The organism is Streptomyces griseoviridis (assembly GCF_005222485.1).
GTDB classification, from domain to species: Bacteria; Actinomycetota; Actinomycetes; order Streptomycetales; family Streptomycetaceae; genus Streptomyces; species Streptomyces hintoniae.
Window position 1 is genome coordinate 5764480 of sequence record NZ_CP029078.1, and the last position, 26410, is coordinate 5790889.

A 26410-nucleotide genomic window follows, 5' to 3' on the forward strand; every position below is an offset into this window, starting at 1 on the left:
CGCCGTTCGGGCGCTTTTGTGACGTTATGCCAGTGACCGCCGCAGGAAGTCCAGCTGGAGCCTGAGCAGGTTCTCCGCGACCTCCTCCTGCGGTGTCATGTGGGTCACGCCGGACAGCGGCAGCACCTCGTGCGGGCGCCCCGCCGCCAGCAGGGCCGAGGAGAGCCTGAGCGAGTGGGCGACCACCACGTTGTCGTCGGCGAGGCCGTGGATGACCATCATCGGGCGGTGCGGCGCGACGGCGTCCACCAGGCCGGCGTCGTCGATCAGCGAGTTGCGCCGGTAGACGTCGGGCTGCTCGCCCGGCAGCCCGAGGTAGCGCTCCTGGTAGTGGGTGTCGTACAGCCGCAGGTCGGTGACCGGGGCGCCGACCACCGCCGCGTGGAAGACGTCGGGGCGGCGCAGCACGGCGAGGGCGGCGAGGTAGCCGCCGAAGGACCAGCCCCTGACGGCCACCCGGGAGAGGTCGAGCGGGAAGTCGCCCGCCAGCGCCTGGAGCGCGTCCACCTGGTCCTGGAGCATCACCGCGGCCAGCTCGTCGCGGACCGCCTTCTCCCAGGCGGGGGAGCGGCCGGGGGTGCCCCTCCCGTCGGCGACGACCACCGCGAAACCCTGGTCCGCGAACCACTGCGAGGTCAGGTGCGCGTTGTGGGCCGAGGTGACCCGCTGGCCGTGCGGGCCGCCGTAGGGGTCCATGAGCACGGGCAGGAGAGTGTCCCCGTCGTAGTCCCGTGGCATAAGCACGGCGCACGGAATTTTCCGTGCGCCCCCCTGTGTGAGGGTCACGCGCGGGGACATACCGGGATCCTCCGCGTCCGACCGGACAACGGCGACCTCCTTGAGACCCTTGCCGTCCGGGTCGTCGCGCAGCACCCGGGCGCGGGAACCCGGGCGGTCGAGGGAGGCGGAGACCAGGACCGTCACCTCCCCGGCCCGCACCGCGCTGTGCACGCCCGGCTCCCGCGAGAGGCGCTCGACCCCCAGCTCGTTGACCCGGTAGACGTGCACCTCGCCGGTCTCCGGCTCCGCCGCCGCCTCGCCCGCCGACGCCGTGACCAGCACTTCCCGTGCCGACACGGCCAGCACCGAACGGATGTGCAACTGCGGTCCGGTCAACGGGCGTTCGCCGACGGTGAGGACCCGGGCGCCGCCCTCGTCGGCGATCCGCACCAGGTGGCCCGACGGGCTCCAGCACGGCACCCCAGGGAAAAGATCAAGCCAAACTGGATCTTCGTCCGCGTGCACGGGGCGGGTCCCGCCGGTCTCCGGGTCGACCGCGAGGAACAGCTGCGACCGCTGGTCGCGCGCCTGCACCAGAATCAGCGGGGCACCCGCCTCCGACCAGTGCACACGCGCCAGATACGGGTAGCGCGCCGCGTCCCAGACCACCTCCGTACGGGTCCCGTCGAGGCCGATCACGGACAGCCGGACGTCCGCGTTGTCGGTTCCCGCCGCCGGGTAGGCGACCCGGTGCGGCTCCCGGTCGGGATGGGCCGGATCGGAGATCCACCAGCGCCGCACCGGCGTCTCGTCCACCCGCGCGACCAGCAGCCGGTCCGATCCGGGCGCCCACCAGAACCCGCGCGAGCGGCCCATCTCCTCGGCCGCGACGAACTCCGCTAGCCCGTACCCGACCTCCTCCGACTCCGGTTCGGCCAGGGCCCGTTCACCCGTGCCGTCGGCGCCCACCACCCGCAGCGCACCCCCGGCCGCGTACGCGACGAACCGTCCGTCGGGGGACGGCCTGGGGTCGATCACCGGTCCCGCGGACGGGAGTTCACGGGTCTCGCCGGTCCTGGTGTCGGTTCGGAAAAGCCGCCCTGACAAGGCGAAAGCCGCTGATTCGACGGCCGCGTCGGTGGCGTAGCCGACGATGCCGGCGCCGCCCTCGCGGCTGCGTTCGCGCCGTGCCCGCTCCTCGCGCGAGAGGTCCTCCGAGGCGCCGCCGAGCAGGGCGCGCGGGTCGGCAAGCACCCGCTCGCCGCCGTCCGCGACATCGAGCACCCGCAGTGAATTCGCCCTGTCCGTACCGGAGTCGGAGCGCAGGAAGACCACACGGGAACCGTCGGGCGAGACCGTGAACGCGCGGGGCGCGCCGAGCGTGAACCGCTGGGTTCCGGCGTACCGGCGGGGGAAGGAGTCTGGACTCGTCGTCATGACTCGACCATATTGGCCATGCGCCCCCTTGTGCGGCTGTGCGCCGATCGATGCGCGCGTGTGGATAGTTATGATCACTACCGCGTAGTGGGTATGAATCTGCTGGTTGCTGTATGGATTTATGTGCCCCCTTAGTCCGACCCCCCGAGCTTCTGGGATCTTTGGAGGTGAGCTGCCGTGGCACTCTCGATTTCGGCGGCGGTGCTGCTGGCGATCATCGTCTTCCTGCTCGTCAAGAAGTCAGGACTGAAAGCCGGGCATGCGGTTGTCTGCATGCTCCTGGGGTTCTATCTCGCCTCGTCCACCATCGCGCCCACGATCAGCAACCTGACCTCGAACATCGCAGGCATGATCGGCAGCATCAAGTTCTGAGCGGGCGGTGGGCCGGACTCCGGGCGTCAGCCCGCCGGGAGTCCGGCCCGCCGGCCGGCCCGTCCCGCCACTCCCTCCGCCCTCCCCGGGCCCGGCCGCGCGCCGGACCGGGGGCGGGCGCGGGGCGTGCGGTCAGCCCTGCCTCGGGAGCCTCGTAGGCTGGGCCCATGACGGAACTGCCCGCCCGGCGTCTGCTCCTCGTGCACGCGCACCCGGACGACGAATCCATCAACAACGGCGCGACCATGGCCAGGTACCGGGCCGAGGGCGCGCGGGTGACGCTGGTCACCTGCACCCTCGGCGAGCGCGGCGAGGTCATCCCGCCCGAGCTGCGGCACCTGACCGGGCCCGCGCTCGGCGCGTACCGGCTGCGCGAGCTGACCGCCGCCATGGCCGCCCTCGGCGTCGACGACTTCCGGCAGCTCGGCGGCGCGGGCCGCTACAGCGACTCCGGGATGATGGGGCTCCCCGACAACGACGACCCGGACTGCTTCTGGCAGGCCGACCTCGACGAGGCCGCCGCCCACCTGGTCGAGGTGATCCTCGAGGTCCGCCCGCAGGTCGTCGTCACCTACGACCCGGACGGCGGCTACGGCCACCCCGACCACATCCAGGCCCACCGGGTCACCACCCGCGCCGTCGAACTGGCCGCGGCGGCGGGCTGGGAGGTCCCCAAGGTCTACTGGAACCGCGCCCCGCGCACCGTCGTCGAGGCCGCCTTCGCCCGCCTGGAGCGGGAACTGCCCGAGCTGCCCTTCGACGCCGCCGCCCGCGTCGACGACCTCCCGGGCGTGGTCGGCGACGAGCTGGTCACCACCGAGATCGACGGCACCGCGCACGCGCGGGACAAGGCGGCGGCCATGGGCGCGCACGCCACCCAACTGAAGCTCACCGGCGCGTACTTCGCGCTGTCGAACGCGCTGGCGCAACCCCTGTTCACCACCGAGTACTACCAACTGGTGCGCGGCGAAAGGGCCCCGGGCGGTCGCGAGAGCGACCTCTTCGCCGGCCTCGCGACGGAGGGGACCCGATGAGCGGCCAGGGGCACGGATCCCCGCTCGCCCAGCCGCTCAGGGCGCCCTCCCCCGGCCGCGCGGCCGCCTACGCGGGCCTCCTCGTGCTCGGCGCGGTCGTCGGGACCGCCGGATCGCTGGTGCAGGCGGGCTGGTTCCCCGGCGGGCTGCTGCTCGCGCTGGCCGGCGAGGCCGGGCTGCTGCTCGGCGGCGCGCGGGCCACCGGGGGCCGGGCCGGGGCGGTCGCGCCCGCCGTCGGCTGGATTGTCGCCGTCGTCCTGCTCACCACCAACCGGCCCGAGGGCGACTTCGTGTTCGCCGCGGGCGGGACCTCGTACCTCTTCCTCCTCGGCGGCATGGCCGTCGCTGTGATCTGTGCCACTTTTGGTTTCGGGCGGCAACCGAGCGGTCGATGACGCCCGACTTGGGAAGTGACGTACCACTTCGCCGCCGCGCGCGCGTGCGAGTCCGGTGTGGGTTTCCCCATCGGTCGTGGGATACGCGTCAGAAGTGGCCAGTATGGTGGTGCGCGCCGCCGAGCTGCCCGCGTGAGGTCGTGTGGGGCGGCGGAGCCAACCGGGAGAACCTGCCTTGAGTCGTGAAACTGACACTCCGTCCTCCGGGCCCAACGGGCGCGGCGGAGCCGCATACCCGTCGGGCACGCCGCCCTACGGGACGCCCGTGGCTCCCGACGCCGGTACCGACGCGGCGCGTTCGGGCTCGCAGCCGGAGGACCGCAAGACCGAGACCACGCTGACCACCCGGATCAGGATCAACATCCCCGGGTCGCGGCCCATCCCGCCGGTCGTCGTGCGGACCACCGTCGCCGACTCGCCGGCCCCCGAGGAGACCGGCGAGACCCCGGCACCGCCGCCCGCCGTCGAGCCGCCCGCCGAGGCGGCGGCGCCGCCCGCGGGCGAGAAGACCAGCGACTGGTTCGCGCCCCGCAAGGGCGGTGCGCCCAAGGGCGGCCAGGGCGCGGGCGCCACCAACGGCGCGGGTCTGGCCGTCGGTCCGGCCGCGGCCGGTGCCGCGCCGCCCGCCCGGCCCGCGCTGCCCGGCCGCCCCAGCGGCGTCACCGGCGCCATGGGCGCGTCGGGCGGCAGCCGTCCCGGCTCCACCAACGGCGCGGGACTGCCGGGCGTGGCGGGCGGACCCGTCGCCCCAGGACACGGCGGCGGCACCGGTTCGTTCGACGTCACCGAGGCCCTGGCCGCGGGCAACGCGCCGCGCCCCGGCCCGGCGGACGCCCCGGCGAACGGCACGAGCCCGTACGGGACGCCCGAGCAGACCCCGGCGGCCCCGGCCGCCCCAGGCGGCCCGAACGCCTCGTACGACTTCACCGACAACTCCAGCAACGCGAGCGCCGCCGGCAACGCGAACAACACACCCCCCTCGGCCCCCGGCGCGGGCGAGCCCCGCCGCGACGAGCTGCCGTACTTCGCCGAGGGCGACCAGGGCGAACGGCCCGGCGGCCAGGGCGGCTACGGCGGTCCCGGCGGCGCGGGCGGCTTCGAGGGACCCGGCGGACCCGGCGGCGGCTTCGGCGCGCGGGGCCCGGCGGGACCGACCGGCGGCCCGGCCACCGGCGAGGGACCGATGACCCCGCCAGGCGCCCCGCGCGCCGCGGGACCCGGACCAGGCGGCGGCCTCAGCGACGACACCGCGATCCTCACCCCGCAGAAGCAGGTCCCCGAGCCGGGCACCCCGGGCTACGGCGGCCGCCCCGCCCCTGTCTCGGGGCACACCGTCACCAGCGGCATCCCGGTCGTGCCGCCCGGCCCGAACACCGGGTTCGCGCCGGGCGTCGGCACCGACGGGCCGCTGCCGCACACCCCCCCGAAGCTGCCCGAGCCGGTCGGGCAGAACGTGCCCGCGTCCTCGGCGCCGAAGGCGAAGAAGAAGGGCCGCAGCAAGCTGGTCCTGCTCGTCGTGGCGGCGTTCGTGCTGGCCGGCGGTGTCTACGGGGCCGGCCTGCTGATGAACCACACCGACGTGCCCAAGGGCACCACCGTCCTCGGCGTCGACATCGGCGGCGGCACCCGCGACGACGCCGTCAAGAAGCTCGACGCGGCCTTCGGCGAACGGGTCGGCAAGCCCCTGAAGCTGAGCGTCGACGGCAAGACGGTCTCCCTCACCCCGGACCAGGCCGGCCTCCAGTTCGACACCCAGCAGACGGTGGCGTCGGCGGCCAGGAGCGACTACAACCCGGTGTCGGTGATCGGCTCCCTGTTCGGCCAGAAGCGGGTCGTGGAGCCGTCGATGCCGGTGGACGAGGAGAAGCTCCAGGCCGCCCTGAAGCTGGCGGGCGGCGGCTCGGGCTCGGTCCGCGAAGGCACCATCAAGTTCGAGTCGGGCAAGGCCGTCGCGGTCTACGGCAAGGCCGGCAAGGGCATCGACGCGGCCAGGTCCACGACCGCGGTCGAGGACGCCTACCGCGGCATGGTGGAGACCGGCGCGGCGCAGACGGTGACGGTGCCGACCACCAGCCAGCAGCCGACCGTCTCCAACGCCGAGGTGGACCGGATGATGAAGGCGTTCGCGGAGCCCGCGATGTCCGCGGTCGTCATCGTGCAGACCGACGCGGCGCACCAGATCCCGCTGGGTCCCGTGTCGCTGCCGAAGATCCTCGGCGTGAAGGCCATCGACGGCAAGCTCGTCGAGACGTACAACCTCGAAGCGCTCAAGGAGGCCTACGGCAGCACCTTCGACGGGGTGAAGGTCGAGGGCGCGAGCGGCAAGCGTGACGTGATCCCGCAGGACGTGGTCGCCGCGCTGCGCAAGGCGCTGCTGGGCAGGACGACGGCGGAGCGCGTCGGCGTCATCGACACCAACCCGAGCTGACCCGAGCCGCTGCCGAGGGCCCGTCCGCGAGGACGGGCCCTCTCGCGTTCCCCGGGGCCGCCGCATGACATCTGTCATCCCGCACCCCGGACGCCCGACACTGCCCCGGGCGCCCGGCCGCCCAGCAGGATGGGGGGCATGACAACGACAGCCGTGACGGCCGCCACCCCGGTGGTCGGATTCGAATCTGTGAGCAAGGTGTACGGGGACGTACGGGCCGTGGACGGCCTGTCGCTCAGCCTGTACCCGGGGGAGACCGTGGCCCTGCTGGGGCCCAACGGGGCGGGCAAGTCGACGACGCTCGATCTGCTGCTCGGGCTCAGGCAGCCCGACGCCGGGCGGGTACGGGTGTTCGGGACCGGGCCGCGGGAGGCGATCGTCGCCGGGCGGGTCGGCGCGATGCTCCAGAGCGGCGGTCTGATGGACGAGGTCACCGTCGCCGAACTGGTCGCGCTCGCCTGCGCCCTGCACCCGAAGTCCTACAAGGTCGGCGACGTGCTCAGCCGGGCCGGCATCAGCCAGATCGCCGACCGCAAGGTCGACAAGCTCTCCGGCGGCCAGGCCCAGCGCGTCCGGTTCGCCCTCGCCACCGCGGGCGACAGCGACCTCATCGTCCTCGACGAACCCACCACCGGCATGGACGTCACCGCCCGCCAGGCGTTCTGGGCCACCATGCGCGAACAGGCCGACCAGGGCCGCACGGTCCTCTTCGCCACCCACTACCTGGAGGAGGCCGACGCCATCGCCGACCGGGTCCTGGTGCTGCACCGGGGCCGGCTGCTCGCCGACGGCACCGCAGCCGAGATCAAGGCCAAGGCCGGCGCCCGCCGCGTCTCCTTCGACCTCGACGGCCCCGTCGACGAGGCCCCGATCCGCGCGCTGCCCTTCCTCACCTCGGTCGACGTGAGCGGCCACACCGTCCGCATCCAGTCGTCCGACGCCGACGCCACCGTCCACGCGCTGTACGGACTCGGCGTCTACCCCCGCAACCTCGAAGTCTCCGGCCTCGGCCTCGAGCAGGCGTTCGTCGCCATCACCCAGGCCGAGGAGGCCAAGCAGTCATGAGCAGCCTGATCAAGCTGGAACTGACCCGCGCCCTGCGCAACCGCAAGTTCCTGTTCTTCTCGGTGATCTACCCCTCGGCCCTGTTCCTGCTGATCGCGGGCAACGCCGACAGCTCCGAGAAGGTCGACGGCACCGGCCTGACCCTGCCGACGTACATGATGGTCTCCATGGCCTCCTTCGGCGCCCTGACCGCCGTCCTGATGGGCAACAGCGAACGCATCGCCAAGGAGCGCGAGAACGGCTGGGTGCGGCAACTGCGGCTGACCACCCTGCCGGGACGCGGCTACGTCCTCGCCAAGACGGCGGGCGCCGCCGTGGTGAGCCTGCCGTCCATCGTGATCGTCTTCGTCGTCGCGGCGCTCGTGAAGGACGTCCGCCTCGACGCCTGGCAGTGGCTCGCCCTCACCGGCGCGATCTGGGCGGGCAGCCTGGTCTTCGCCGCGCTCGGGGTCGCCCTCGGCTACCTCGCCAGCGGCGACGCGGTCCGTCCGATCACCATGCTCACCTACTTCGGGCTCTCCATCCTGGGCGGCCTGTGGATGCCCACGACGACGTTCCCGCAGTGGCTCCAGGACATCGCGAAGTGGCTGCCCACGCACGCGTACGCTGCGATCGGGCGGGCCATCGAGCAGAGCCAGGCCCCGCAGACCCAGGACATCGCCATCCTGGCCGTGTTCTTCGTCCTCTTCGCGGGCGGAGCGGCCTGGCTGTACCGGAAGGACACGCTGAAGGCGTGAACGGCATGGAGGACGCACCGCTCTCCGACGAGGAGACCCGGGTGAATCGGCTGGTGCGCATCGGTGAGGCGCCCCGCAACCGGGGTGAGCTGATGCGCAAGCTGATCTGGGTGGTGCCCTGGCTGGTCTTCCTGGCCTCGCCCTTCCACGACCTGCTGGACGGCGACGACTCCGCGGCGGTCACCGCGGCCGGCGCGGCGGGCCTGCTCGCCTTCGTCGGGATCTACCTGACGATCGTCTTCCGCAACATGGGCACCCCGTTCGCCCCGGCCACCGTCATCTTGCTGGTCGCGGTGCTCGAAGCGCTCGCCGTCGCCCTCTCGCTCGCCCTCGGCAGCGACTGGCTCGGCCTGTTCGTGTACATCTCCGTCTGCTGCGGGATCACCTTCCCGATCCGCCTCGCCTACTGGTGCGTCCCCGCCAACACCGCCGCCCTGGTCCTGGTCGGCCTCGCGGTCGGCCAGCGGGACGCCTGGGGGCTGGTCCTGGTCGTCCTGATGGTCGGCTACTCCATGAGCGGCGTGCGCCAACTGATCCACACCACCGTGGAGTTGCGCAAGGCACGGGCCACCGTCGCCCGACTCGCCGCCAACGAGGAGCGGTTGCGGATGGCCCGGGACCTGCACGACCTGCTCGGCCACTCGCTCTCCCTCATCACGCTCAAGAGCGAACTGGCCGGCCGGATGCTCCCCGGCCACCCCGACCGGGCCGCCCAGCAGGTCGCCGACATCGAACAGGTCAGCCGCCAGGCCCTGGTGGACGTCAGGGAGGCCGTCACCGGCTACCGGCGGGCCCGCCTCGCCGACGAACTCGCCGGCGCCCAGGTCGCCCTGACCGCCGCGGCCATCACCCCGCGCGTCCCCACCGAGCCCGACCTCACCGGCGTCCCCGAGGAGAGCGAGTCGGCGCTCGCCTGGGCGCTGCGCGAGGCGGTCACCAACGTCGTGCGGCACAGCGGCGCCCGCCGCTGCACGGTGGAGCTGCTGCGCCGCCAGACCCTGGACGGCCCGGTCCTCGAACTCTCCGTCGAGGACGACGGCTCCGGCGGCTCCGGCGAGGGCCCCGGCAACGGCCTCGCCGGCCTCACCGAACGCCTGGCGAAGGCCGGCGGGACCCTGGAGGCGGGCCGCACCAAGGGCGGCTTCCGGCTCGTCGCCCGCGTCCCCGCCGACGGCCCCGCGCACGTAGGATCCGAGGCATGAGCCGCACGATCAAGGTCCTGCTCGCCGAGGACCAGTCGATGGTCCGCGAGGCGCTCGCCGCCCTCCTCGGTCTCGAGGACGACATCGAGGTCGTCGCCCAGGTCGCCCGCGGCGACGAGGTGCTGGCCGCGGCCCGCGCCCACGACGTCGACGTCGCCCTCCTCGACATCGAGATGCCCGGCGCCACCGGCATCGAGGCCGCCGGACAGCTGCACCGCGAGCTGCCCGGCGTGAAACTGGTCGTGCTGACCACCTTCGGCCGCCCCGGCTATCTGCGCAGCGCCATGGAGGCGGGCGCCGACGCCTTCCTCGTCAAGGACGCCCCGGCCGCCCAACTCGCCGACGCGGTAAGGAAGGTGCTCGCGGGCGAACGCGTCATCGACCCCACGCTCGCGGCGGCGGCCCTCGCGGAGGGCGCCAACCCGCTCACCGACCGCGAGCGCGAGGTGCTGCGCGCGGCGGCGGACGGCGCCACCAACGCCGAACTGGCCTCCGCCCTGCACCTCTCCCAGGGCACGGTCCGCAACTACCTCTCGACGGCGATCCAGAAACTGGCGGTCCGCAACCGCGCGGAGGCGGTCAGCATCGCCCGGCAGAAGGGCTGGCTGTAGCGGCCACGGCCGACCGGAGCGGCCCGGATAACCGTCCGGACAGCGTCAGTTGAGCATCGCCCGCGCCAACCGGGCCTCCCCGCGCACCCGTTCGGCCGTCGCGTCGTCCACCGCCGCCACCACGTCCGCGTACGCCTCCAACTCGCGTGCCCCGTCCGTGAACTCGCCCCGGCCCACCAGCAACTGGGCGCGCTCGTAGCGCAGTCGGGCCGGATGGGACGGCAGCAGCAGGCCGAGGTCGACGGCCCACAGCCCCACCTCCGACCGTTCGGGCCTGGCCGCCGACCACGCCCGCACGTTGTTGAGGATCCGCGCGACGACCTCGAGCGGCTCGGCCGGAGCGAGCATCGACGGTTCGAGAGGCGCCCCCGCGGCCCCGGCCACCAACGCCCGCGCGTCGCCCCCGGCGAGCACCCGTCCACCGTCGAACGGATCGGCGAGCACCTGCTCGTCGGGCGGGCCGAACCCGACCACGAAGTGACCGGGCAGCGCGACCCCGTACACCGGGGCCCCGGCCCGCCTGGCGACCTCGAGCCACACCACGGAGAGCAGGATCGGCAGCCCGCGCCGCCGCCGCAGCACCTCGTGCAGGAGCGACGACTCGAGGCGCCGGTAGTCGGCGGGGGCGCCGCCGAACCCCTCACCCGCGCCCAGCACCCGGCCCACCGCCCGCGCCCACGCCTCGGGCCCGCCGGGCCGGAACGGCAGCCGCCCGGCCAGCCGGTCCAGCTCCATCTGCGCGGCGTCGATGCCCGTGTCGTCCAGGGCGCCGTCCGCCGCCGCGCCCACCAGCAGGCAGAGCGCGGCCAGGTCGGGCCGCTCGGAGCGCGCCTCCTCGGCGAAGAGCCGCCGCACCTCGGCGGCCCGCTCGGGCGGGGGCGGCTGCGGGGAGCGCGGGGTCCTGCCGCGTCGTCCGTGCGGTGTCACGCCGGTCCTGTCCCGTCGCCGTCCGGTTCCCGGTAGTGGTGGTAGGCGTGGTGCGCGGCGAAGCCCATCCCGGCGTACAGGGCGCGCGCGCCGGCGTTGTCGGTCTCGACCTGGAGCCAGGCGGCCGAGGCGCCCTCGTCCAGGGCCCGCCCGGCCAGCGCCGCCATGACGGCGCCCGCGAGCCCCTGCCTGCGCCGCTCGGGCGCCACCTCGACGGCGGCGAACGAGGCCCACCTGCCGTCCACCACGCACCGCCCGATCGCGGCCGGCGCACCGGGCACGTCCTGGCCGGACGCTTCCTCGCCCGGCACCGTCGCGAACCAGACCGAGGGCCCGCTGCCCAGCACCCTCAGGGCCACCTCGCCGACGCCCTTGCGCTGGTAGCGGGCCAGCCAGGCCGCGTCGGCCGTGCGGGACAGCTCCACCCCGGCGGACCCGGCCCGGTCGGCGACCGGCGCCAGCGCGCCCGTCCACAGCTCGGCGCTCACCTCACGCGCCCAGCCGCGCCGCTCCAGCTCCGCGCAGAGCGCCTCCTGGGTGCCCTCGGCGCCGGTCGCGGTCTGCACGTACGCGGGCAGCCCCCGTCGCGCGTACCACCGCCGTACCGCGGCCAGCGCCTCGTCCAGGGGCAGCCCGGGATCGCCGAGCGGCAGCACCGAGTTGGCCCGGCGGGTGAAGCCGGCGGCGGCGCGCAGCTCCCACCCGCCGAGCCGCTCGCTCTCCACCGGGCGCCACGCGCGCGAGGAGACCCGCGCGAGTTCCCGGTAGGTGGCGGCGGGCCCGCGTCTGCGGGCCGGCGCGGCCGGTACGACCTTCCCGGCGACCAGGGACGGCACCGCGATCCGGACGCTCACACCGCTCTTCTGTGTGATCAGCAGCACGTCGTCGTCCCATGATGTGAGAACGCCCACCGTGTCGGTGAACTTCTCCCGCGCCGCGCCGGGTTCGGTCAGACACCGCACGGAGACGCGTTTTCCCACGTCAGCAGCGGTGATGCGGACCTCGAGACGTCCGGCGGCAGATATTTCCACAGGTCGGTCCACCCCTCCTGTTCGGATCGTGCCCAAGAACGGAGATACTAGAGGTGGGCATCGACGACGCCGCGTTTGTGCGCGCCAGGCGGCGGAGCCTGTGGAGGCCCGCCAGCGCCCTATCGAGGAGGAACGACAGCGTGACCTACGTCATCGCGCAGCCTTGTGTCGACGTCAAGGACAAGGCGTGCATCGAGGAGTGCCCGGTCGACTGCATCTACGAGGGCTCCAGGTCCTTGTACATCCACCCGGACGAATGCGTCGACTGTGGTGCCTGTGAGCCGGTCTGCCCGGTCGAGGCGATCTTCTACGAGGACGACGTGCCGGAGGAGTGGAAGGACTACTACAAGGCGAACGTCGAGTTCTTCGACGAGCTGGGTTCTCCCGGCGGCGCCAGCAAACTGGGTCTGATCGAGCGCGACCACCCCTTCGTGGCGGGTCTCCCGCCGCAGGCCGAGTAGCCTCCGCCCGCACCGTGCGTCGCCTCGGTCCCGTACGCCCGCCGTACGGGACCGAGGCGTTTGCCGTCCCGCCGCGCAGCCGCCGCGAGCCGCTGCGCGAGAAAGTGAGCCAGAGCCGTGTCCGCAGTCTCCGACCGCCTTCCGACCTTCCCCTGGGACAGGCTGGAGCCGTACAAGAAGACGGCGACCGCCCATCCGGACGGCATCGTCGACCTCTCCGTCGGCACCCCGGTCGACCCGGTGCCCGAGCTGATCCAGAAGGCGCTGATCGACGCGGCCGACTCACCCGGCTATCCGACGGTCTGGGGCACCCCGGCGCTGCGCGACGCGCTCACCGGCTGGGTCGAGCGCAGGCTCGGCGCCCGCGGCGTCACCCACCGGCACGTGCTGCCGATCGTCGGCTCCAAGGAACTGGTCGCCTGGCTGCCCACGCAGCTCGGCCTCGGCCCCGGCGACCGGGTCGCGTACCCGCGCCTCGCCTACCCGACCTACGAGGTCGGCGCCCGGCTGGCGCGCGCCGGCCACGAGGTCTACGACGACCCGACCGAGCTCGACCCGGCGGGCCTGAAGCTGCTCTGGCTCAACTCGCCCTCCAACCCGACCGGCAAGGTCCTCGGCAAGGACGAACTGACCCGGATCGTGGCCTGGGCCCGCGCCCACGACGTCCTGGTCTTCTCCGACGAGTGCTACATCGAGCTGGGCTGGGAGGCCGACCCGGTCTCGGTGCTGCACCCGGACGTCAACGGCGGCTCCTTCGACGGTCTCGTCGCGGTCCACTCGCTCTCCAAGCGCTCCAACCTGGCCGGCTACCGCGCCGCGTTCCTGGCGGGCGACCCGGCCGTGCTCGGCCCGCTCCTGGAGATCCGCAAGCACGGCGGCATGATGACCTCCGCGCCGACCCAGGCGGCCGTGGTGGCGGCCCTCGGCGACGACGAGCACGTCCGTGAGCAGCGGGAGCGGTACGCGGCCCGGCGCACGGCGCTGCGCGCGGCGCTCGTGCGGCACGGCTTCCGCATCGAGCACAGCGAGGCCAGCCTCTACCTGTGGGCGACCCGCGGCGAGTCCTGCTGGGAGACCGTGGCGCACCTGGCCGAGCTGGGCATCCTGGTGGCGCCCGGCGACTTCTACGGCACCGCGGGCGAGCGCTTCGTCCGGGTCGCCCTGACGGCGAGCGACGAGCGGGTGGCGGCGGCGGTGGCCCGGCTGTAGCCGCGTCGACGAGCCACGACGACAGGCCGAAGGGGCCCGGGAGACAGCTCCCGGGCCCCTTCGGCGCGTGCGGTGGAGGATCAGCCGCCCAGCGGGAGGCCCTTCAGCGGCAGCGTCTGCGCCGACGGCAGGCCGCCGCCGAGCGCGTCCGTCGGCAGCCCGCCCTTGGTGGCCGTCTTCGCGGTGTCACCGAGGATCTCCCCGGCGGAGCCCGCCGCGCTCCCGGCGGCCTTCTGCGCGGCCGGGGTGGCCTGCTTGGCGACCGCGCCGCCGGTCTTGCCCGCCGCGGGCACGGCCTGCTTGACGGCCTTGCTGCCGGTGTCGGCCGCGACGCCGGTGGCCTTCTGCGACACGCCGTCCACGGTGTTGCCGACGCTCGCGCCGTCCAGCGCGGTCAGGCCGCCGAGGTTCGGGGTGGCGGGCAGCTGGGGGGCAGCGCTGGCGGAGCCGGCCACACCGACCCCGGCAGCCGCTCCCGCTGCGACGAGCAGCGCGGCACGGGCGATCCGGCGGGTCAGGGGGAGGGACATGATGCTCCTTCGACGGGAGAGAACACGGAATCGTCCGGCCGTGCCGGGCAGTTGACCGGTGCGGTCCGGACGGAGTGACTACCGCTCGAAGGCCGCGAAGGTTGCGGCGGCCCGACGTAAAGAGTTGGCAATGCGTCGCATAATCGCCTGCGGATGAAGTCGGGCAAAAGGTGCCCGGTCCGACAGTGTGCCGAATGGCCGCAGCCCTTTGTTCCCAAGGGCTGTGGCCCTCTCGGGGGTGACGGCGCGAAAACCTGCGCACCTCACACGGGGAACGGCACCCGCGGTACCCGTGCGGGTGACACCCCGCACTCCTGCGCAGGTGCCGGGGCGGGGGCTGGGGCGGGGTCGCACTCGCGGGACTGCGGGACTGCGGGTTTGCGGGGCTGAGCGAGTGCGGGTCACGGCCGCGCGGCAACAGCGACGCGCACGGCCACGGCCACGGCTACGGCTACGGACGCGCCGTGACGATCCGGACCGTGTCCGCAGCCCCGGCGGTCCCGCCGGTCCCGCCCGTCCCCGCCCCGCGCACCGTCCGCCACCGCGAGTCGACGTTCCCCGCGGTCCACTCGCGCCCGCCGTAGACGACCCGCTCGATGCGCAGCGCCGAGGCGTTGGCCACTGCCCACTGCGCGAGCTGCCAGCCGCGCTGCCGGTCCGTGCGGCCCTTCGCCGGGCTCGAACCCGCGGTCACCGGCAGGGTGAGGACGCGACTGCCCCCGGTGCTCTGCGAGGGGGCGGCCGACGGCTCCGCCGCCGTGCCCACCTCGGCGCCGACCGGCTGGAGCGCGTCCCGCCCGAAGTCCCGCGCCAGCGCGGCCCGTACCGCGTCGGGGCCCTGCGTCTCGCCGGCCGTCGGGTCCACCGAGGCGACGGGCGCGGGCGTGCCGGTGCAGGAGAGGGTGGCGGCCGCGTTCCCGGTGAGGGCGGCGGCGAGCAGCGCGGCGTCCGGCTCGTGCTTGGCGTACGCCTCGGGGAAACCGCTGCGCTGCACGCGCTGCGCGGCGACCGTCAGCGGCAGCTCGGCGTAGTCGTCGACCTTCGCGAGGTGCCGGTAGAACTCGCCCGCCGCGTACGTCGGGTCCATGATCTCCTTCGCGGTGCCCCAGCCCTGCGACGGCCGCTGCTGGAACAGGCCGAGCGAATCCCGGTCGCCGTGCGCGATGTTGCGCAGCGCCGACTCCTGGAGCGCCGTCGCCAGCGCGATCGTCACCGCGCGCTCGGGCATGCCGCGCCCGGTGCCGACGGCGGCGATCGTCGCCGCGTTCACCGCCTGCTCCGGCGTGAACTCGTACGTCGTCCCGTCGCCCTCGGCGTCGCCCGCGACGACCTCGCAGCCGGGCCCGCCGCGGCCGCCCGTCACGTACTGCACCGCCATGTAGGCGGCGACGGCCAGCAGGACCACGAGGGCGCCCGCGGCCCGCAGAAGGCGGCCACGGCGCTTGGGGGAGTGGGGGGACGGCTCTGACACGCGTACAAGGTAGCGGAGGTCTCTATGGTGTTCGCACCGGGTGCGCACCGAACGTTCACACTCCCGCGCGTTAGGGTCGGCCCCATGGCCGACACCCCACTTGACCTCTCGCTGGACGCCGCCCGGCTGACCGCGCGACTCGTCGACTTCCGCTCCGAGAGCGGCACCGAGAAGCCCCTCGCCGACGCGATCGAGCAGGCCCTGCGGGCGCTGCCGCACCTGACGGTCGACCGGTACGGCAACAACGTGGTCGCCCGCACCCGGCTCGGCCGCGCCGAACGCGTCATCCTGGCCGGCCACATCGACACCGTGCCCATCGCGGACAACGTCCCCTCCCGCCTCGACGAGGACGGCGTCCTCTGGGGCTGCGGCACCTGCGACATGAAGGCGGGCGTCGCCGTCCAGCTGCGGATCGCCGCGACCGTCCCCGCGCCCGCCCGCGACCTCACCTTCGTCTTCTACGACAACGAGGAGGTCGCCGCCCACCTCAACGGCCTGCGGCACATCGCCGAGGCCCACCCGGACTGGCTGGAGGGCGACTTCGCGGTCCTGCTCGAACCGTCCGACGGCGAGGTCGAGGGCGGCTGCCAGGGCACCCTGCGGGTGCTGCTCAGGACGGCGGGCGAACGGGCCCACTCGGCGCGCTCCTGGATGGGCGCCAACGCCATCCACGCCGCCGCGCCGATCCTCGCCAGGCTCGCCGCCTACGAACCCCGCTACCCGGTCATCGACGGCCTGGAGTACCGCGAGGGCCTGAACGCGGTCGGCATCTCAGGCGGCGTCGCCGGGAACGTCATCCCCGACGAGTGCGTCGTCACCGTCAACTTCCGCTACGCGCCCGACCGTACGGAGGCCGAGGCGCTCGCCCACGTCCACGAGGTGTTCGCGGACTGCGGGGTCGAGGAGTTCGTCGTCGACGACCACAGCGGCGGCGCGCTGCCCGGCCTCTCCCACCCGGCCGCGGCCGCCTTCATCGAGGCGGTCGGCGGCACCCCGCGGCCCAAGTACGGCTGGACGGACGTCTCCCGGTTCTCCGCGCTCGGCATCCCGGCCGTCAACTACGGCCCGGGGAACCCGCACTTGGCGCACAAGCGGGACGAACGCGTCGACACCGCGAAGATCCTCGCCGGTGAGGAACGGCTGCGGGCGTGGCTGTCCGCGTGACACCTCTTCGAGGGTGGACATGCGCACGTCCCCCCTCCGTAACCGGCGTGGATCTACGCTGAGGTGAACACCCGCAAGTGGAGGGAGCGCATATGGCTACCGGGAACCCGGAGGGCAAGAAGCAGCCGCCGGAGGAGCAGCGCCTGGGACCAGTCCTCCGGAGGCGGGACCAGGTCACGGCGAGCACGACCGACCAGCGGCTGCTGGACGCCGGCGGCCCGTCGGACTGGGTGCACACCGACCCCTGGCGGGTGCTGCGCATCCAGTCGGAGTTCATCGAGGGCTTCGGCACCCTCGCCGAACTCCCCCCGGCGATCAGCGTGTTCGGCTCCGCGCGGACGGCCGTCGACTCACCGGAGTACGAGGCGGGCGTACGGCTCGGGCGCGGACTCGTCGACGCCGGATGGGCCGTCATCACCGGCGGCGGACCCGGCGCGATGGAGGCCGCCAACAAGGGCGCGCTCGAGGCCAAGGGCGTCTCCGTCGGCCTCGGCATCGAGCTGCCCTTCGAGCAGGGGCTCAACCCGTACGTCGACATCGGCCTCAACTTCCGTTACTTCTTCGTCCGGAAGATGATGTTCGTCAAGTACGCGCAGGGCTTCGTCGTCCTGCCCGGCGGGCTCGGCACCCTCGACGAACTCTTCGAGGCGCTCACCCTGGTGCAGACCCAGAAGGTCACCCGCTTCCCGATCGTGCTGTTCGGCACGGAGTACTGGGGCGGCCTGGTCGACTGGCTGCGCCACACCCTGATCGCCCAGGGCAAGGCGTCGGAGAAGGACCTGCTCCTCTTCCACCTCACCGACGACGTGGACGAGGCGGTCGCCCTGGTCTCGAAGGAGACCGGCCGCTGACCCGCACGGTCAGCTGACCCGCACGGTCTAGGCGAGTCCTCGTCGGGCCACCGCCGGTGGGCGGTGGCCCGCGATCGACGCGACCATGTCCAGCACCTGGCGGGTCTCGGCGACCTCGTGCACCCGGTACACCTGGGCGCCGAGCCACGCCGACACCGCGGTGGTCGCCAGCGTCCCGATCAGCCGCTCCTTCACCGGGCGGTCCAGGGTCTCGCCGACGAAGTCCTTGTTCGACAGCGACACCAGCACCGGCCAGCCGGTCGCCACCATCTCCGGCAGCCGCCGGGTCGCCTCCAGGCTGTGCCGGGTGCTCTTGCCGAAGTCGTGCCCGGGGTCGATCAGGATCGACTCCCGGGGCACGCCGAGCCCGGCCGCCCGCTCCGCGAGCCCCTCCGTCACCCGCAGCACGTCGGCCATCACGTCGTCGTACGCCACCCGGTGCGGCCGGGTGCGCGGCTCGGCGCCGCCCGCGTGCGTGCACACCAGCCCCGCGCCGTACCGCGCGGCGACCTCGGCGAGCCCGGGATCGACGCCGCCCCAGGCGTCGTTCAGCAGATCGGCGCCGGCCGCGCAGACCGCCTCGCCGACCTCGGCCCGCCAGGTGTCCACGCTGATCACGACATCGGGGAAGCGGCGCCGCACCTCGGCCACGAAACCGACCGTGCGCCGCGCCTCCTCCTCGGCGCCGACCTCCTCGCCCGGCCCGGCCTTGACGCCGCCGATGTCGACGATCGCCGCGCCCTCCGCCACCGCCTGCTCCACGCGCGCGAGGGCGGGCTCGTCACGGAAGGTCGCCCCCTGGTCGTAGAAGGAGTCCGGGGTGCGGTTCACGATCGCCATGATCACCGGCTCGTGCGCCTCGAACACCTGCCTGCCCAGCCTGAGCATCCGCTGTGACCTTCCTCGTGGTTCCTCGTCGTCGGCCCCCTTGAGGCCGCCTGCGACCCTAACTGTCCGACCCGCATGGCACGATCGGACCCTGACACATTCAGCTTGCGGACATCGAGCGTGGGGACCACAGCGATGGTTATGTTCTTGTTCCTGGTCGTCGCCCTGGCCGTGGTGGTCGGCGCGGTGACACTGGCCGTGGTGGGCGGGGGCGAGGGCGAAGGACCGCTGCCGGAGGCCGCGCCCGAGCGGCTCCGGGACGCCCTGCCCGAGGACCGTCCGGTCGCCCGCACCGACGTGGACGCCCTCCGCTTCCCGCTCGCCGTCCGCGGCTACCGGATGGAGGACGTCGACGACGCCCTCAACCGCCTCGCCGCCGAACTGGCCGAGCGCGACGCCCGCATCGCCGACCTGGAGACCGCTCTCGCCGGCCCCCGCGCCGCCGGCCCCGCGGCGCCCGAGGACCACCACGGTCACGTCTCGGTTCAGAAGCCGGTCCCCGGGGAGCCCCAGTGACCGAGGGCACCGCGCTCGCCGGGGCGGACGGCGCGCTGCGCTGCCCCTGGGCGCTCTCCACCGCGGACTACGTGACGTACCACGACGAGGAGTGGGGCCGCCCGGTCCACGGCGACGACGCCCTCTTCGAACGCCTCAGCCTGGAGGCCTTCCAGTCGGGCCTGTCCTGGATCACCATCCTGCGCCGCAGAGCCGGCTTCCGCGCCGCCTTCGCCGACTTCACGATCGCCGCGGTGGCCGCCTTCACCGACGACGACCGCGCACGCCTCCTCGCGGACCCCGGCATCATCCGCAACCGCGCCAAGGTCGACGCGACGATGGCCAACGCGCGCGTGCTCGCCGACTGGACGCCGGGCGACCTCGACACCCTGATCTGGTCGCACGCCCCCGACCCCGCGACACGCCCGGCCCCCAGAACCCTCTCCGACGTCCCCGCCGTCACCCCGGAGTCGACGGCGCTCTCCAAGGCCCTCAAGAAGCGCGGCCTGCGGTTCGTCGGACCGACGACGGCGTACGCGCTGATGCAGGCCTGCGGCCTCGTCGACGACCACCTCCAGGACTGCGTGAGCCGCGGCGCCCGCTGACGGGCGCCACCGCCCCGCTCACCTGCCCAGGTAGGCGGGCCGCTCCTTGTTGACGAAGGCGGCCACCGCGATCGCGTGGTCCTCGGACACCCCGGCCAGCGTCTGGAGCTCGTCCTCCTTCTCCAGCGTCTCGGTCAGGGAGTGCGTCAGCCCGTACGCCACCGACTCCTTGAGCGCCCGGTAGGCCACCGTCGGCCCCTCGGCCAGCGCCCGCGCCGCCTTCTCCGCCTCGGCCCGCAGCTCGGCCGCGGGCACCACCCGGTTGGCGATGCCGAGGTCGAGGGCCTCCGCCGCCTTGACGCCGCGCGGGAACAGCAGCAGATCGGTGGCGCGCCCCGGGCCCACCACCCGGGGCAGCGTCCAGGAGACCCCGGAGTCCGCGGTCAGCGCGACCCCGGCGAACGACGTGTTGAACGCGGCCGTGTCCGCCACCACCCGGAAGTCAGCCGCGAGCGCGAACCCGAACCCGGCCCCGGCGGCGACCCCGTTCACGCCCGCCACCACCGGCTTCCCCATCCCCGCGAGCGCCCGCACGATCGGGTTGTAGTGCTCGCGGACGGTGCTCATGGTCCGCCCCGAACCGCTCTCCCGGTCGGCGGCCAGCAGCCCGATGTGCTCCTTCAGGTCCTGCCCCACGCAGAAGGCACGGTCACCGGCCGCGGTGAGCAGCACGGCCCGCACCGCGTCGTCGCCCGCCGCCTCCTCGACCGCCCCGCGCAGCGCCACCTTCGCCTCGGTGTTCAGCGCGTTCATCGCCTCGGGGCGGTTCAGCGTGATCGTCGCGAGAGAGTCGCGCACTTCGTAGAGCACGGTGTCGGCCATGGTGGATCCCCTCGGCGGTCGCGGTCGCGGCGTACCGGCCGGTACGCCCTCGTGGCAGACAGCATGGCGGAGATCACCGCCCGCGGGCCGGACCGGACGTGTGACCTGCGTCAAAGAAAAACGTCGTCCAGAAGCCGCGGCGAGGTCGGTGCGGGCGCGAAGTATCGCAGTCACATCGCCGAATTGAGTGGTTTTGCTCGCGCGCGTTGCGCAAGCGATGCCGACCGATGTTGGTCATCGGGTCCTGCGATGCGGGATAATGGCCTGGAAGCAATGTGTTCGATGCCGGTGTCGCGTGTCCCACGCCTTGGAGCGCGCGTGCCCGCCCATGGGCTTGTCGGCTGTGAGTGAGCTGGTTTCAGGAAGGGGAACGAGCATGGCGGCCATGAAGCCGCGAACGGGCGATGGCCCGCTCGAGGTGACCAAGGAGGGGCGGGGCATCGTCATGCGCGTTCCGCTCGAAGGCGGCGGTCGGCTCGTCGTCGAGCTGACCCCGGACGAGGCTGACGCGCTGGGCGACGCCCTCAAGAAGGTCGTCGGCTGACGCGGGAGCGCGACCGTACCCCTTCAGCGCCCCGGCATCGTCCTCGATGCCGGGGCCGCTGCGTTCACCCCTCGCGGCTGCCCCGCTTGACCGCGCACAGCAGCCCGTCGCCCACCGGCAGCAGCGACGGCAGCAGCTCCGGACTCTCCCGCACCGCCCGCAGCAGCTCCCGCAGCCGCAGCACCTCGGTGGGCTGCGGACCGGAGTCCACCGTGCGGCCGTTGGCGAAGGTGCCCTCGAAGACGACCAGGCCACCGGGGCGCAGCAGCCGCAACGATTCAGCGAGGTACTCCATCACCTCCTGCCGGTCGCCGTCGCAGAAGACGAGGTCGTAGCCGGAGTCCGCGAGGCGGGGCAGGACGTCGAGGGCGCGGCCCGGGATGAAGCGGGCGCGGTTGCTCGCGTACCCGGAGGCCCGGAAGGCCTGGCGGGCGAACTGCTGGTGCTCGGGCTCGGGGTCGACGGTGGTCAGCACGCCGTCGGGGCGCATCCCGTGCAGCAGGTGGATGCCGGAGACGCCGGTGCCGGTGCCGATCTCGGCGACCGCCTTCGCGTCCACCGAGGCGGCCAGCAGTCCCAGCGCGGCGCCCGCGCCGGGCGACACCGAGCGCAGCCCGGCGTCGCGGGCCCGCTCCCGGGCCCAGAGCAGCGCGTCGCCCTCGGCGACATAGGCGTCGGCGAACGCCCAGCTCGTCTGCCGGTTGCCGGTAATGACCCTCTCCTGTCCCCATGGTTGCCTGGGCGTGACTGTATCCGTTGGGGCCGGGAACCCGCAGATGGGACCGGGCGTTTAGAGAGTGGCGGACGACACCGGGGGGACACGGTTGGATCACGACGGCAAGCGGGGGTCCGCACCCCCGCCGACGTGGGGGTTCGACCCCCGGCAGGCCAGATCAAATTCTCGTAAAACCGCTTATCCGGAGCTAACGGGCGAGGTGGCTATGGTAGGGGCTCCACTGGACACCACCAGAGCCGACAGGGGAGGTGCGGCCGCGCCTGTGGATCGGGGAGGAGTGCTGCGGCGCTTTCTCGGATCGGCGGGCAGGCCGAAATCCGTGAACGACACCGCTGCTGACCACAGCCACGCCGCTGACCAGTCCCAGACCGCGACTTTCACCACCGACGCGGACGGGCAGGCGTGGACTCCGCCCACCTGGGAGGAGATCGTCAGCACCCACAGCGGTCGCGTCTACCGCCTCGCGTACCGCCTCACCGGCAACCAGCACGACGCCGAGGACCTCACGCAGGAGGTCTTCGTCCGCGTCTTCCGCTCTCTGTCGACCTACACGCCCGGCACCTTCGAGGGCTGGCTGCACCGCATCACGACGAACCTGTTCCTCGACATGGTCCGCCGCAAGCAGCGCATCCGCTTCGACGCCCTCGGCGAGGACGCGGCCGAGCGGCTGCCCAGCCGCGACCCGTCCCCGCAGCAGGTCTTCAACGACGCCCACTTCGACGCGGACGTCCAGCAGGCCCTCGACACCCTGGCGCCCGAGTTCCGCGCCGCGGTCGTCCTGTGCGACATCGAAGGGCTGTCGTACGAGGAGATCGCCGCGACCCTCGGGGTCAAGCTCGGCACCGTGCGGTCCCGGATCCACCGGGGCCGCTCGCAGCTCCGCAAGGCCCTCGCCCACCGTTCGCCCGAGGCCCGCGCGGCCGAGCGGCGCGGATTCATGGCGCGGGTGCCCGCTCTGGGGGGAGGGGGCGCGACCGCGTGAGTGGAACACGACCCAGCCCCGCCGAGCGGCGCCTGTCCGAGCAGCATCTGGGAGACCGACTCTCCGCCCTGGTGGACGGAGAGCTCGGCCATGAGACGCGCGAGCGTGTCCTCGCCCACCTGGCCACCTGCGCCAGGTGCCGGGTCGAGGCCGACGCCCAGCGCCGTCTGAAGAGTGTCTTCGCGCAGGCGGCACCCCCGCCGCCCTCCGAGAGCTTCCTCGCCCGCCTCCAGGGGCTACCGGGAGGAGGCGACGCGGGAGACGCGCGGTACGCGGTGGACCCGGACGGCGGTGGATCGCCGTTCGGAAGAGGATTCGGCGACGGGCTGACCGCCGCCCAGGAGCCCTTGGCGCCCTCGGGCGTCTTCCCCGCCACGGGCGGGCTCGGGGGCTTCGGCCCCAAGCGCGGTGAGCGGTTCGCCTTCGGCTACCTCCCCGCGCGCCCGCACCCGCCCGAACCCGCCCCGGGGCGCGGCTTCCGCGTCCACGACGTCAGCAGGCACGACGCCGACCGCTCGTCCTCGCGCGGGCTGCGCTTCGCGTTCGTCGCCGCCGGCGCGGTGTCCCTCGCGGCCATCGCCCTCGGCGGTGTCACGACCGGCGCCCCGACCGACACGGACGCGCGCGGCGCGGGCAGCAACGTCACGCCGATGCGCACCCCGGCGACCGGAGCCGCGACCAACCCCGACGGCCAGCGCCGCCGGGGCGTCAACCCGCTGCTCGCCCAGGGCCAGCGGGTCCTCGGTGACATCGCGGTCGCCCCGACCACGGTCTCCGCTCCGCTGCTGCCCGGGGTGCCCGCGCCCGCGCGCCAGCCGCAGGCACCGCACTCGCTGACCACGCCGGTCCTCGCCGGCGCGGCCGTCATGTCCCCGCTGATACGGCCGTTGTCCGCCGTCCCGCCGCTGGCCCTCACCGCGTGGTCCGCGGCGCCCGATGTGCCGGTCGTCCCCGACACGACGTCGTCGCCGACCGCGTCCGAGCTGCCCCGCACCGCCCGCTGAACCTGGTTGAATCCGGGGTGGGCCGCGACCACGGCAGGCAGCCGGGCGCGGAATCGACGTACCGCGACCACCGTCGAGGTGCCGTGTCGCGGTCAGCTGTGGGGAGAACATGAACGAGGGGAAACCCACCGAGCGGGGCGCGACCCGGACGGACGGGGACGCCGTAGGGGCCGGGCCGGACGGATCGGGAGGTCCCGCCACCCCCGCCGTGCCGGAACCGGCCACGGCGGACGGCGACTTCGTCCTGAGACGACCCGAGACACCCCCGACCGCAGAGACCGCCGGCGGCCGGGAGCTGTCGGTCACCGGGGCGTCGGCGGGCTCGGCCATGGCGTCAACAGATTCAGCGGCAGGCCCGGCCTCGGCATCGGCAGGCTCGGCCACCGCGGACACCGTGACCACCCCGGACACAGTGACCACCCCGGACACACTGGCCGCCTCGGCCACAGCGTCCCCGGCCGTCCCCGCCGCCGAGCAGCCCGCCGCCTCCGTCCCGGCCCCGCCCCCACCGGCCCCGCAGGCCCCTCCCGTGGCCTCCTCCGGGCATTCCGCGCCGCTGCACGACCCTGACCCCTACAGCACCCCGCCCTACGGTCAGCCGGGCCCCTGGGCCTCCGCCCCGCCGTTCCAGCACCCGGCGACGGCCCCGCGGCCCCCCGCGGACCCGCCGGCCGGCGTCCCGACGCCCGCCCCGGCCCCGGTCGAGGAAGGCGCCGTCGCCTCCGGGACCCCGTCGCCCGCCCCCGCCTCCGTGTCCCCCGCCGACGGCGCCGACCCCTGGCGCAACTACGACCCCTGGGCACGGGGCGGCGCCTCCGGATCCTCCGGGATGGCGTTCCAGCAGAGCGGTGAGGGCGTCGAGAGCACCGGGCAGCGGCGGCGCCGGGTGCGGCGGGCCCTGGTCGGCGGGGCCGTCGTGCTCGCGCTCGTCTCCGGGCTCGGCGGCGGGATCGTCGGGACCTGGCTGGAGCGCAACGGCGGACTCGGCGACATCGTGCTGCCGCAAGCCGCGAAGGAACCCGCGGGACGCGACCCGGACAGCGTCGCCGGGATCTCAGCCCGCGCCCTGCCCAGCGTCGTCACCCTGCACGTGTCCGGCTCCAAGGAGTCGGGCACCGGCACCGGCTTCGTGCTCGACGACCACGGCCACATCCTCACCAACAGCCACGTCGTGGAACCGGCCGGCTCCTCCGGGCGGATCTCGGTGACGTTCAACAGCGGCGACACCGCCAGGGCCACCGTCGTCGGCCGGGACAGCGGCTACGACCTCGCCGTGGTGAAGGTGAGCGGGGTGCGCGGGATGAAGCCGCTGCCGCTCGGAAACTCCGACAACGTCCAGGTCGGCGACCCGGTGGTGGCCATCGGCGCCCCCTTCGACCTGGCGGGCACGGTCACCTCCGGGATCATCAGCGCCAAGGAGCGGCCCATCACGGCCGGCGCGCAGAGGCAGGCAGGTGACGTCTCGTACGTGGACGCCCTCCAGACCGACGCCCCGATAAACCCGGGCAACTCCGGCGGCCCGCTCCTCGACTCCCGGGCCCGTGTCATCGGCATCAACTCCGCGATCCGCTCGGCGGACAGCGGCGCCGACGCGGAGACCGGGCAGTCCGGTTCCATCGGGCTCGGCTTCGCCATACCGGTCAACCAGGCCAAGCGGGTCGCCGAGGAACTGATCAACAACGGCCGCGCCACCCACCCGGTCATCGGCGTCACCCTCGACATGAACTACAGCGGTGACGGCGCCCGGGTGGCCGCCCACGGCAACGACGGCGACGCGGCCGTGACCAGGGAAGGACCGGGTGCCGAGGCCGGCATCGAGCCGGGCGACGTGATCACCGAGGTCGACGGCCGCGCCGTCCACACCGGCGAGGAACTCATCGTCAAGACCCGTGCCCACCGTCCGGGCGACCGCCTCGTGCTGACCGTCGTCCGCGACGGCGAGGAACGCACCGTCACGCTGGTGCTCGGTTCCTCGCACGGCGGCTGACACCGCGGCGGCCGGAACCGCGGCGGCCGGCACCGCGGCGGCCGGCACCGCGGGGAGGGACAGAAACCTCACAGGGAGACGTCCGGCACCCGCCCCCCGCGGGCGCGCACCGCGGAAAGGCCGCCGGACGGCCGCATTCCGCCCCCTCGGGGCGGTACCGGTCGCACCGCATCGCCGGGTACCGTGGATCCGGCCCGGACCACGGAAGACCCGCACGACCACAGAGGGCCGAGGACCGAGGACATCGCAAGGAGCTTCAGGTGTTCAATGACATAGGACCGCTCGAGCTGGTGACGCTTGTCGTCCTCGCCGTGCTCATCTTCGGTCCGGACAAGCTCCCGAAGGTCATTCAGGACGTCACGCGGACCATCCGCAAGATCCGCGAGTTCTCCGAGAGCGCGAAGCAGGACATACGGTCCGAACTGGGGCCGGAGTTCAAGGACTTCGAGTTCGAGGACCTCAACCCCAAGACGTTCATCCGCAAGCAGCTGGACAACGACGAGCTGGGGCTCAAGGAGATCCGCAACGGCTTCGACCTGAAGAAGGAGATGGCCGAGGTCACGGACGCGGTGCACAGCCGCGACACCGACACGCCGTCACCCTCGCCGTCGTCGCCCTCCGGGTCCGCCGGCGGGCGCGTCGACATGACCAAGAAGCCCGAGGGCGACGAGCGCCCGCCCTTCGACATGGACGCCACCTGAT

General features: G+C 73.6%; 27 protein-coding genes. 19 read left to right on the forward strand and 8 right to left on the reverse strand.

Annotation, left to right across the window (positions count from 1 at the left end; genetic code table 11):
* Positions 1–24: 24 nt before the first annotated feature.
* Positions 25–2157: a S9 family peptidase gene (locus DDJ31_RS25010; RefSeq protein ID WP_127178131.1), complete on the reverse strand. Its 2133-nt coding sequence runs from the start codon at positions 2155–2157 to the stop codon at positions 25–27.
* Between the two features lie 177 nt (positions 2158–2334).
* On the opposite strand from DDJ31_RS25010, the gene DDJ31_RS25015 reads away from it, so the two are divergent.
* From DDJ31_RS25015 to DDJ31_RS25050, 8 genes are all read left to right on the forward strand, one after another.
* Complete coding sequence (locus tag DDJ31_RS25015; protein WP_127178130.1) at positions 2335–2529, forward strand: hypothetical protein; 195 nt, start codon at positions 2335–2337, stop codon at positions 2527–2529.
* Between the two features lie 167 nt (positions 2530–2696).
* Positions 2697–3563, forward strand: a complete 867-nt coding sequence (mshB, locus tag DDJ31_RS25020; protein ID WP_127178129.1) for an N-acetyl-1-D-myo-inositol-2-amino-2-deoxy-alpha-D-glucopyranoside deacetylase — start codon at positions 2697–2699, stop codon at positions 3561–3563.
* The gene (locus tag DDJ31_RS25025) at positions 3560–3958 is read left to right on the forward strand and encodes a DUF6113 family protein (protein WP_127178128.1); all 399 of its coding nucleotides are present in this window, start codon (positions 3560–3562) and stop codon (positions 3956–3958) included. Before mshB ends, DDJ31_RS25025 begins: the two co-directional genes overlap by 4 nt.
* 175 nt (positions 3959–4133) lie before the next feature.
* Positions 4134–6386: a hypothetical protein gene (locus DDJ31_RS25030; protein WP_127178127.1), complete on the forward strand. Its 2253-nt coding sequence runs from the start codon at positions 4134–4136 to the stop codon at positions 6384–6386.
* A 138-nt stretch (positions 6387–6524) separates the two neighbouring features.
* Complete coding sequence (locus DDJ31_RS25035) at positions 6525–7451, forward strand: ABC transporter ATP-binding protein (protein ID WP_171480899.1); 927 nt, start codon at positions 6525–6527, stop codon at positions 7449–7451.
* Positions 7448–8188 carry an ABC transporter permease gene (locus DDJ31_RS25040; protein WP_127178125.1) on the forward strand — a complete coding sequence of 247 codons (741 nt, stop codon included), beginning with the start codon at positions 7448–7450 and terminating at the stop codon, positions 8186–8188. The genes DDJ31_RS25035 and DDJ31_RS25040 overlap by 4 nt, the downstream gene beginning before the upstream one ends.
* A 5-nt stretch (positions 8189–8193) precedes the next feature.
* Positions 8194–9390, forward strand: a complete 1197-nt coding sequence (locus tag DDJ31_RS25045; RefSeq protein WP_127178124.1) for a sensor histidine kinase — start codon at positions 8194–8196, stop codon at positions 9388–9390.
* Positions 9387–10001, forward strand: coding sequence for a response regulator transcription factor (locus tag DDJ31_RS25050; RefSeq protein WP_127178123.1), 615 nt, complete (start codon positions 9387–9389; stop codon positions 9999–10001). Before DDJ31_RS25045 ends, DDJ31_RS25050 begins: the two co-directional genes overlap by 4 nt.
* Positions 10002–10046: 45 nt before the next feature.
* Here the strand turns inward: DDJ31_RS25050 and DDJ31_RS25055 are convergent, their stop codons facing one another.
* Together DDJ31_RS25055 and DDJ31_RS25060 are read right to left on the reverse strand one after the other, a co-directional pair.
* A complete protein-coding gene (locus DDJ31_RS25055; protein ID WP_127178122.1) occupies positions 10047–10928 on the reverse strand; it encodes a transglutaminase-like domain-containing protein in 882 nt (293 codons plus the stop codon).
* Entirely contained in the window at positions 10925–11959 is a 1035-nt protein-coding gene (locus tag DDJ31_RS25060) for a GNAT family N-acetyltransferase (protein WP_127178121.1), read from the reverse strand. The genes DDJ31_RS25055 and DDJ31_RS25060 overlap by 4 nt, the downstream gene beginning before the upstream one ends.
* 140 nt (positions 11960–12099) lie before the next feature.
* Here DDJ31_RS25060 and fdxA point away from each other — a divergent pair, with 140 nt between their 5' ends.
* Both fdxA and DDJ31_RS25070 read left to right on the forward strand, forming a co-directional pair.
* Positions 12100–12420 (forward strand): ferredoxin, encoded by a 321-nt coding sequence (gene fdxA, locus DDJ31_RS25065; RefSeq protein WP_093831697.1) that lies wholly within the window; start codon positions 12100–12102, stop codon positions 12418–12420.
* A gap of 117 nt (positions 12421–12537) precedes the next feature.
* Positions 12538–13629: a bifunctional succinyldiaminopimelate transaminase/glutamate-prephenate aminotransferase gene (locus DDJ31_RS25070; RefSeq protein WP_127178120.1), complete on the forward strand. Its 1092-nt coding sequence runs from the start codon at positions 12538–12540 to the stop codon at positions 13627–13629.
* An 80-nt stretch (positions 13630–13709) separates the two neighbouring features.
* Here the strand turns inward: DDJ31_RS25070 and DDJ31_RS25075 are convergent, their stop codons facing one another.
* Positions 13710–14159: an ATP-binding protein gene (locus DDJ31_RS25075; protein WP_127178119.1), complete on the reverse strand. Its 450-nt coding sequence runs from the start codon at positions 14157–14159 to the stop codon at positions 13710–13712.
* Positions 14160–14610: 451 nt separating this feature from the next.
* A complete protein-coding gene (locus DDJ31_RS25080; RefSeq protein ID WP_127178118.1) occupies positions 14611–15630 on the reverse strand; it encodes a heavy metal transporter in 1020 nt (339 codons plus the stop codon).
* Positions 15631–15714: 84 nt separating this feature from the next.
* Between DDJ31_RS25080 and dapE the strand changes: the two genes are divergently transcribed.
* Both dapE and DDJ31_RS25090 read left to right on the forward strand, forming a co-directional pair.
* On the forward strand, positions 15715–16794 hold the full coding sequence (dapE, locus tag DDJ31_RS25085; protein WP_127178117.1) for a succinyl-diaminopimelate desuccinylase: 1080 nt from the start codon (positions 15715–15717) through the stop codon (positions 16792–16794).
* Between the two features lie 92 nt (positions 16795–16886).
* Complete coding sequence (locus DDJ31_RS25090) at positions 16887–17645, forward strand: TIGR00730 family Rossman fold protein (protein WP_127178116.1); 759 nt, start codon at positions 16887–16889, stop codon at positions 17643–17645.
* A gap of 27 nt (positions 17646–17672) precedes the next feature.
* Here the strand turns inward: DDJ31_RS25090 and folP are convergent, their stop codons facing one another.
* Positions 17673–18533 carry a dihydropteroate synthase gene (gene folP / locus DDJ31_RS25095; protein ID WP_127178115.1) on the reverse strand — a complete coding sequence of 287 codons (861 nt, stop codon included), beginning with the start codon at positions 18531–18533 and terminating at the stop codon, positions 17673–17675.
* A 135-nt stretch (positions 18534–18668) separates the two neighbouring features.
* On the opposite strand from folP, the gene DDJ31_RS25100 reads away from it, so the two are divergent.
* Both DDJ31_RS25100 and DDJ31_RS25105 read left to right on the forward strand, forming a co-directional pair.
* The gene (locus DDJ31_RS25100) at positions 18669–19049 is read left to right on the forward strand and encodes a DivIVA domain-containing protein (protein ID WP_127178114.1); all 381 of its coding nucleotides are present in this window, start codon (positions 18669–18671) and stop codon (positions 19047–19049) included.
* Positions 19046–19633 carry a DNA-3-methyladenine glycosylase I gene (locus tag DDJ31_RS25105; protein ID WP_127178113.1) on the forward strand — a complete coding sequence of 196 codons (588 nt, stop codon included), beginning with the start codon at positions 19046–19048 and terminating at the stop codon, positions 19631–19633. The genes DDJ31_RS25100 and DDJ31_RS25105 overlap by 4 nt, the downstream gene beginning before the upstream one ends.
* Before the next feature lie 18 nt (positions 19634–19651).
* Here DDJ31_RS25105 and DDJ31_RS25110 read toward each other — a convergent pair whose 3' ends face one another.
* The gene (locus tag DDJ31_RS25110; protein ID WP_127178112.1) at positions 19652–20455 is read right to left on the reverse strand and encodes an enoyl-CoA hydratase/isomerase family protein; all 804 of its coding nucleotides are present in this window, start codon (positions 20453–20455) and stop codon (positions 19652–19654) included.
* 376 nt (positions 20456–20831) lie between these two features.
* On the opposite strand from DDJ31_RS25110, the gene DDJ31_RS25115 reads away from it, so the two are divergent.
* Positions 20832–20999 carry a DUF3117 domain-containing protein gene (locus tag DDJ31_RS25115; protein WP_003966491.1) on the forward strand — a complete coding sequence of 56 codons (168 nt, stop codon included), beginning with the start codon at positions 20832–20834 and terminating at the stop codon, positions 20997–20999.
* A gap of 64 nt (positions 21000–21063) precedes the next feature.
* Here the strand turns inward: DDJ31_RS25115 and DDJ31_RS25120 are convergent, their stop codons facing one another.
* Entirely contained in the window at positions 21064–21777 is a 714-nt protein-coding gene (locus tag DDJ31_RS25120) for an O-methyltransferase (protein WP_127178111.1), read from the reverse strand.
* A 235-nt stretch (positions 21778–22012) separates the two neighbouring features.
* Here DDJ31_RS25120 and sigE point away from each other — a divergent pair, with 235 nt between their 5' ends.
* From sigE to DDJ31_RS25140, 4 genes are all read left to right on the forward strand, one after another.
* Positions 22013–22717: an RNA polymerase sigma factor SigE gene (sigE, locus tag DDJ31_RS25125; protein ID WP_093831715.1), complete on the forward strand. Its 705-nt coding sequence runs from the start codon at positions 22013–22015 to the stop codon at positions 22715–22717.
* Positions 22714–23721 carry a zf-HC2 domain-containing protein gene (locus DDJ31_RS25130; RefSeq protein WP_127178110.1) on the forward strand — a complete coding sequence of 336 codons (1008 nt, stop codon included), beginning with the start codon at positions 22714–22716 and terminating at the stop codon, positions 23719–23721. The genes sigE and DDJ31_RS25130 overlap by 4 nt, the downstream gene beginning before the upstream one ends.
* 109 nt (positions 23722–23830) lie before the next feature.
* The gene (locus tag DDJ31_RS25135) at positions 23831–25708 is read left to right on the forward strand and encodes a trypsin-like peptidase domain-containing protein (protein ID WP_127178109.1); all 1878 of its coding nucleotides are present in this window, start codon (positions 23831–23833) and stop codon (positions 25706–25708) included.
* Positions 25709–25968: 260 nt separating this feature from the next.
* Entirely contained in the window at positions 25969–26409 is a 441-nt protein-coding gene (locus DDJ31_RS25140; protein WP_127178108.1) for a sec-independent translocase, read from the forward strand.
* Position 26410: the final 1 nt, after the last annotated feature.

What these genes read in the sequence shown, in the direction of transcription:
- DDJ31_RS25090 (WP_127178116.1), top strand. Translation starts at nt 16,887, where the DNA reads ATGGCTACCGGGAACCCGGAGGGCAAGAAGCAGCCGCCGGAGGAGCAG.
- DDJ31_RS25040 (WP_127178125.1), top strand. Translation starts at nt 7,448, where the DNA reads ATGAGCAGCCTGATCAAGCTGGAACTGACCCGCGCCCTGCGCAACCGC.
- mshB (WP_127178129.1), top strand. Translation starts at nt 2,697, where the DNA reads ATGACGGAACTGCCCGCCCGGCGTCTGCTCCTCGTGCACGCGCACCCG.
- DDJ31_RS25035 (WP_171480899.1), top strand. Translation starts at nt 6,525, where the DNA reads ATGACAACGACAGCCGTGACGGCCGCCACCCCGGTGGTCGGATTCGAA.
- DDJ31_RS25110 (WP_127178112.1), bottom strand. Translation starts at nt 20,455, where the DNA reads ATGGCCGACACCGTGCTCTACGAAGTGCGCGACTCTCTCGCGACGATC.
- DDJ31_RS25045 (WP_127178124.1), top strand. Translation starts at nt 8,194, where the DNA reads ATGGAGGACGCACCGCTCTCCGACGAGGAGACCCGGGTGAATCGGCTG.
- dapE (WP_127178117.1), top strand. Translation starts at nt 15,715, where the DNA reads ATGGCCGACACCCCACTTGACCTCTCGCTGGACGCCGCCCGGCTGACC.
- DDJ31_RS25010 (WP_127178131.1), bottom strand. Translation starts at nt 2,157, where the DNA reads ATGACGACGAGTCCAGACTCCTTCCCCCGCCGGTACGCCGGAACCCAG.
- DDJ31_RS25115 (WP_003966491.1), top strand. Translation starts at nt 20,832, where the DNA reads ATGGCGGCCATGAAGCCGCGAACGGGCGATGGCCCGCTCGAGGTGACC.
- DDJ31_RS25135 (WP_127178109.1), top strand. Translation starts at nt 23,831, where the DNA reads ATGAACGAGGGGAAACCCACCGAGCGGGGCGCGACCCGGACGGACGGG.
- DDJ31_RS25100 (WP_127178114.1), top strand. Translation starts at nt 18,669, where the DNA reads ATGGTTATGTTCTTGTTCCTGGTCGTCGCCCTGGCCGTGGTGGTCGGC.
- DDJ31_RS25075 (WP_127178119.1), bottom strand. Translation starts at nt 14,159, where the DNA reads ATGTCCCTCCCCCTGACCCGCCGGATCGCCCGTGCCGCGCTGCTCGTC.
- DDJ31_RS25050 (WP_127178123.1), top strand. Translation starts at nt 9,387, where the DNA reads ATGAGCCGCACGATCAAGGTCCTGCTCGCCGAGGACCAGTCGATGGTC.
- DDJ31_RS25025 (WP_127178128.1), top strand. Translation starts at nt 3,560, where the DNA reads ATGAGCGGCCAGGGGCACGGATCCCCGCTCGCCCAGCCGCTCAGGGCG.
- folP (WP_127178115.1), bottom strand. Translation starts at nt 18,533, where the DNA reads ATGCTCAGGCTGGGCAGGCAGGTGTTCGAGGCGCACGAGCCGGTGATC.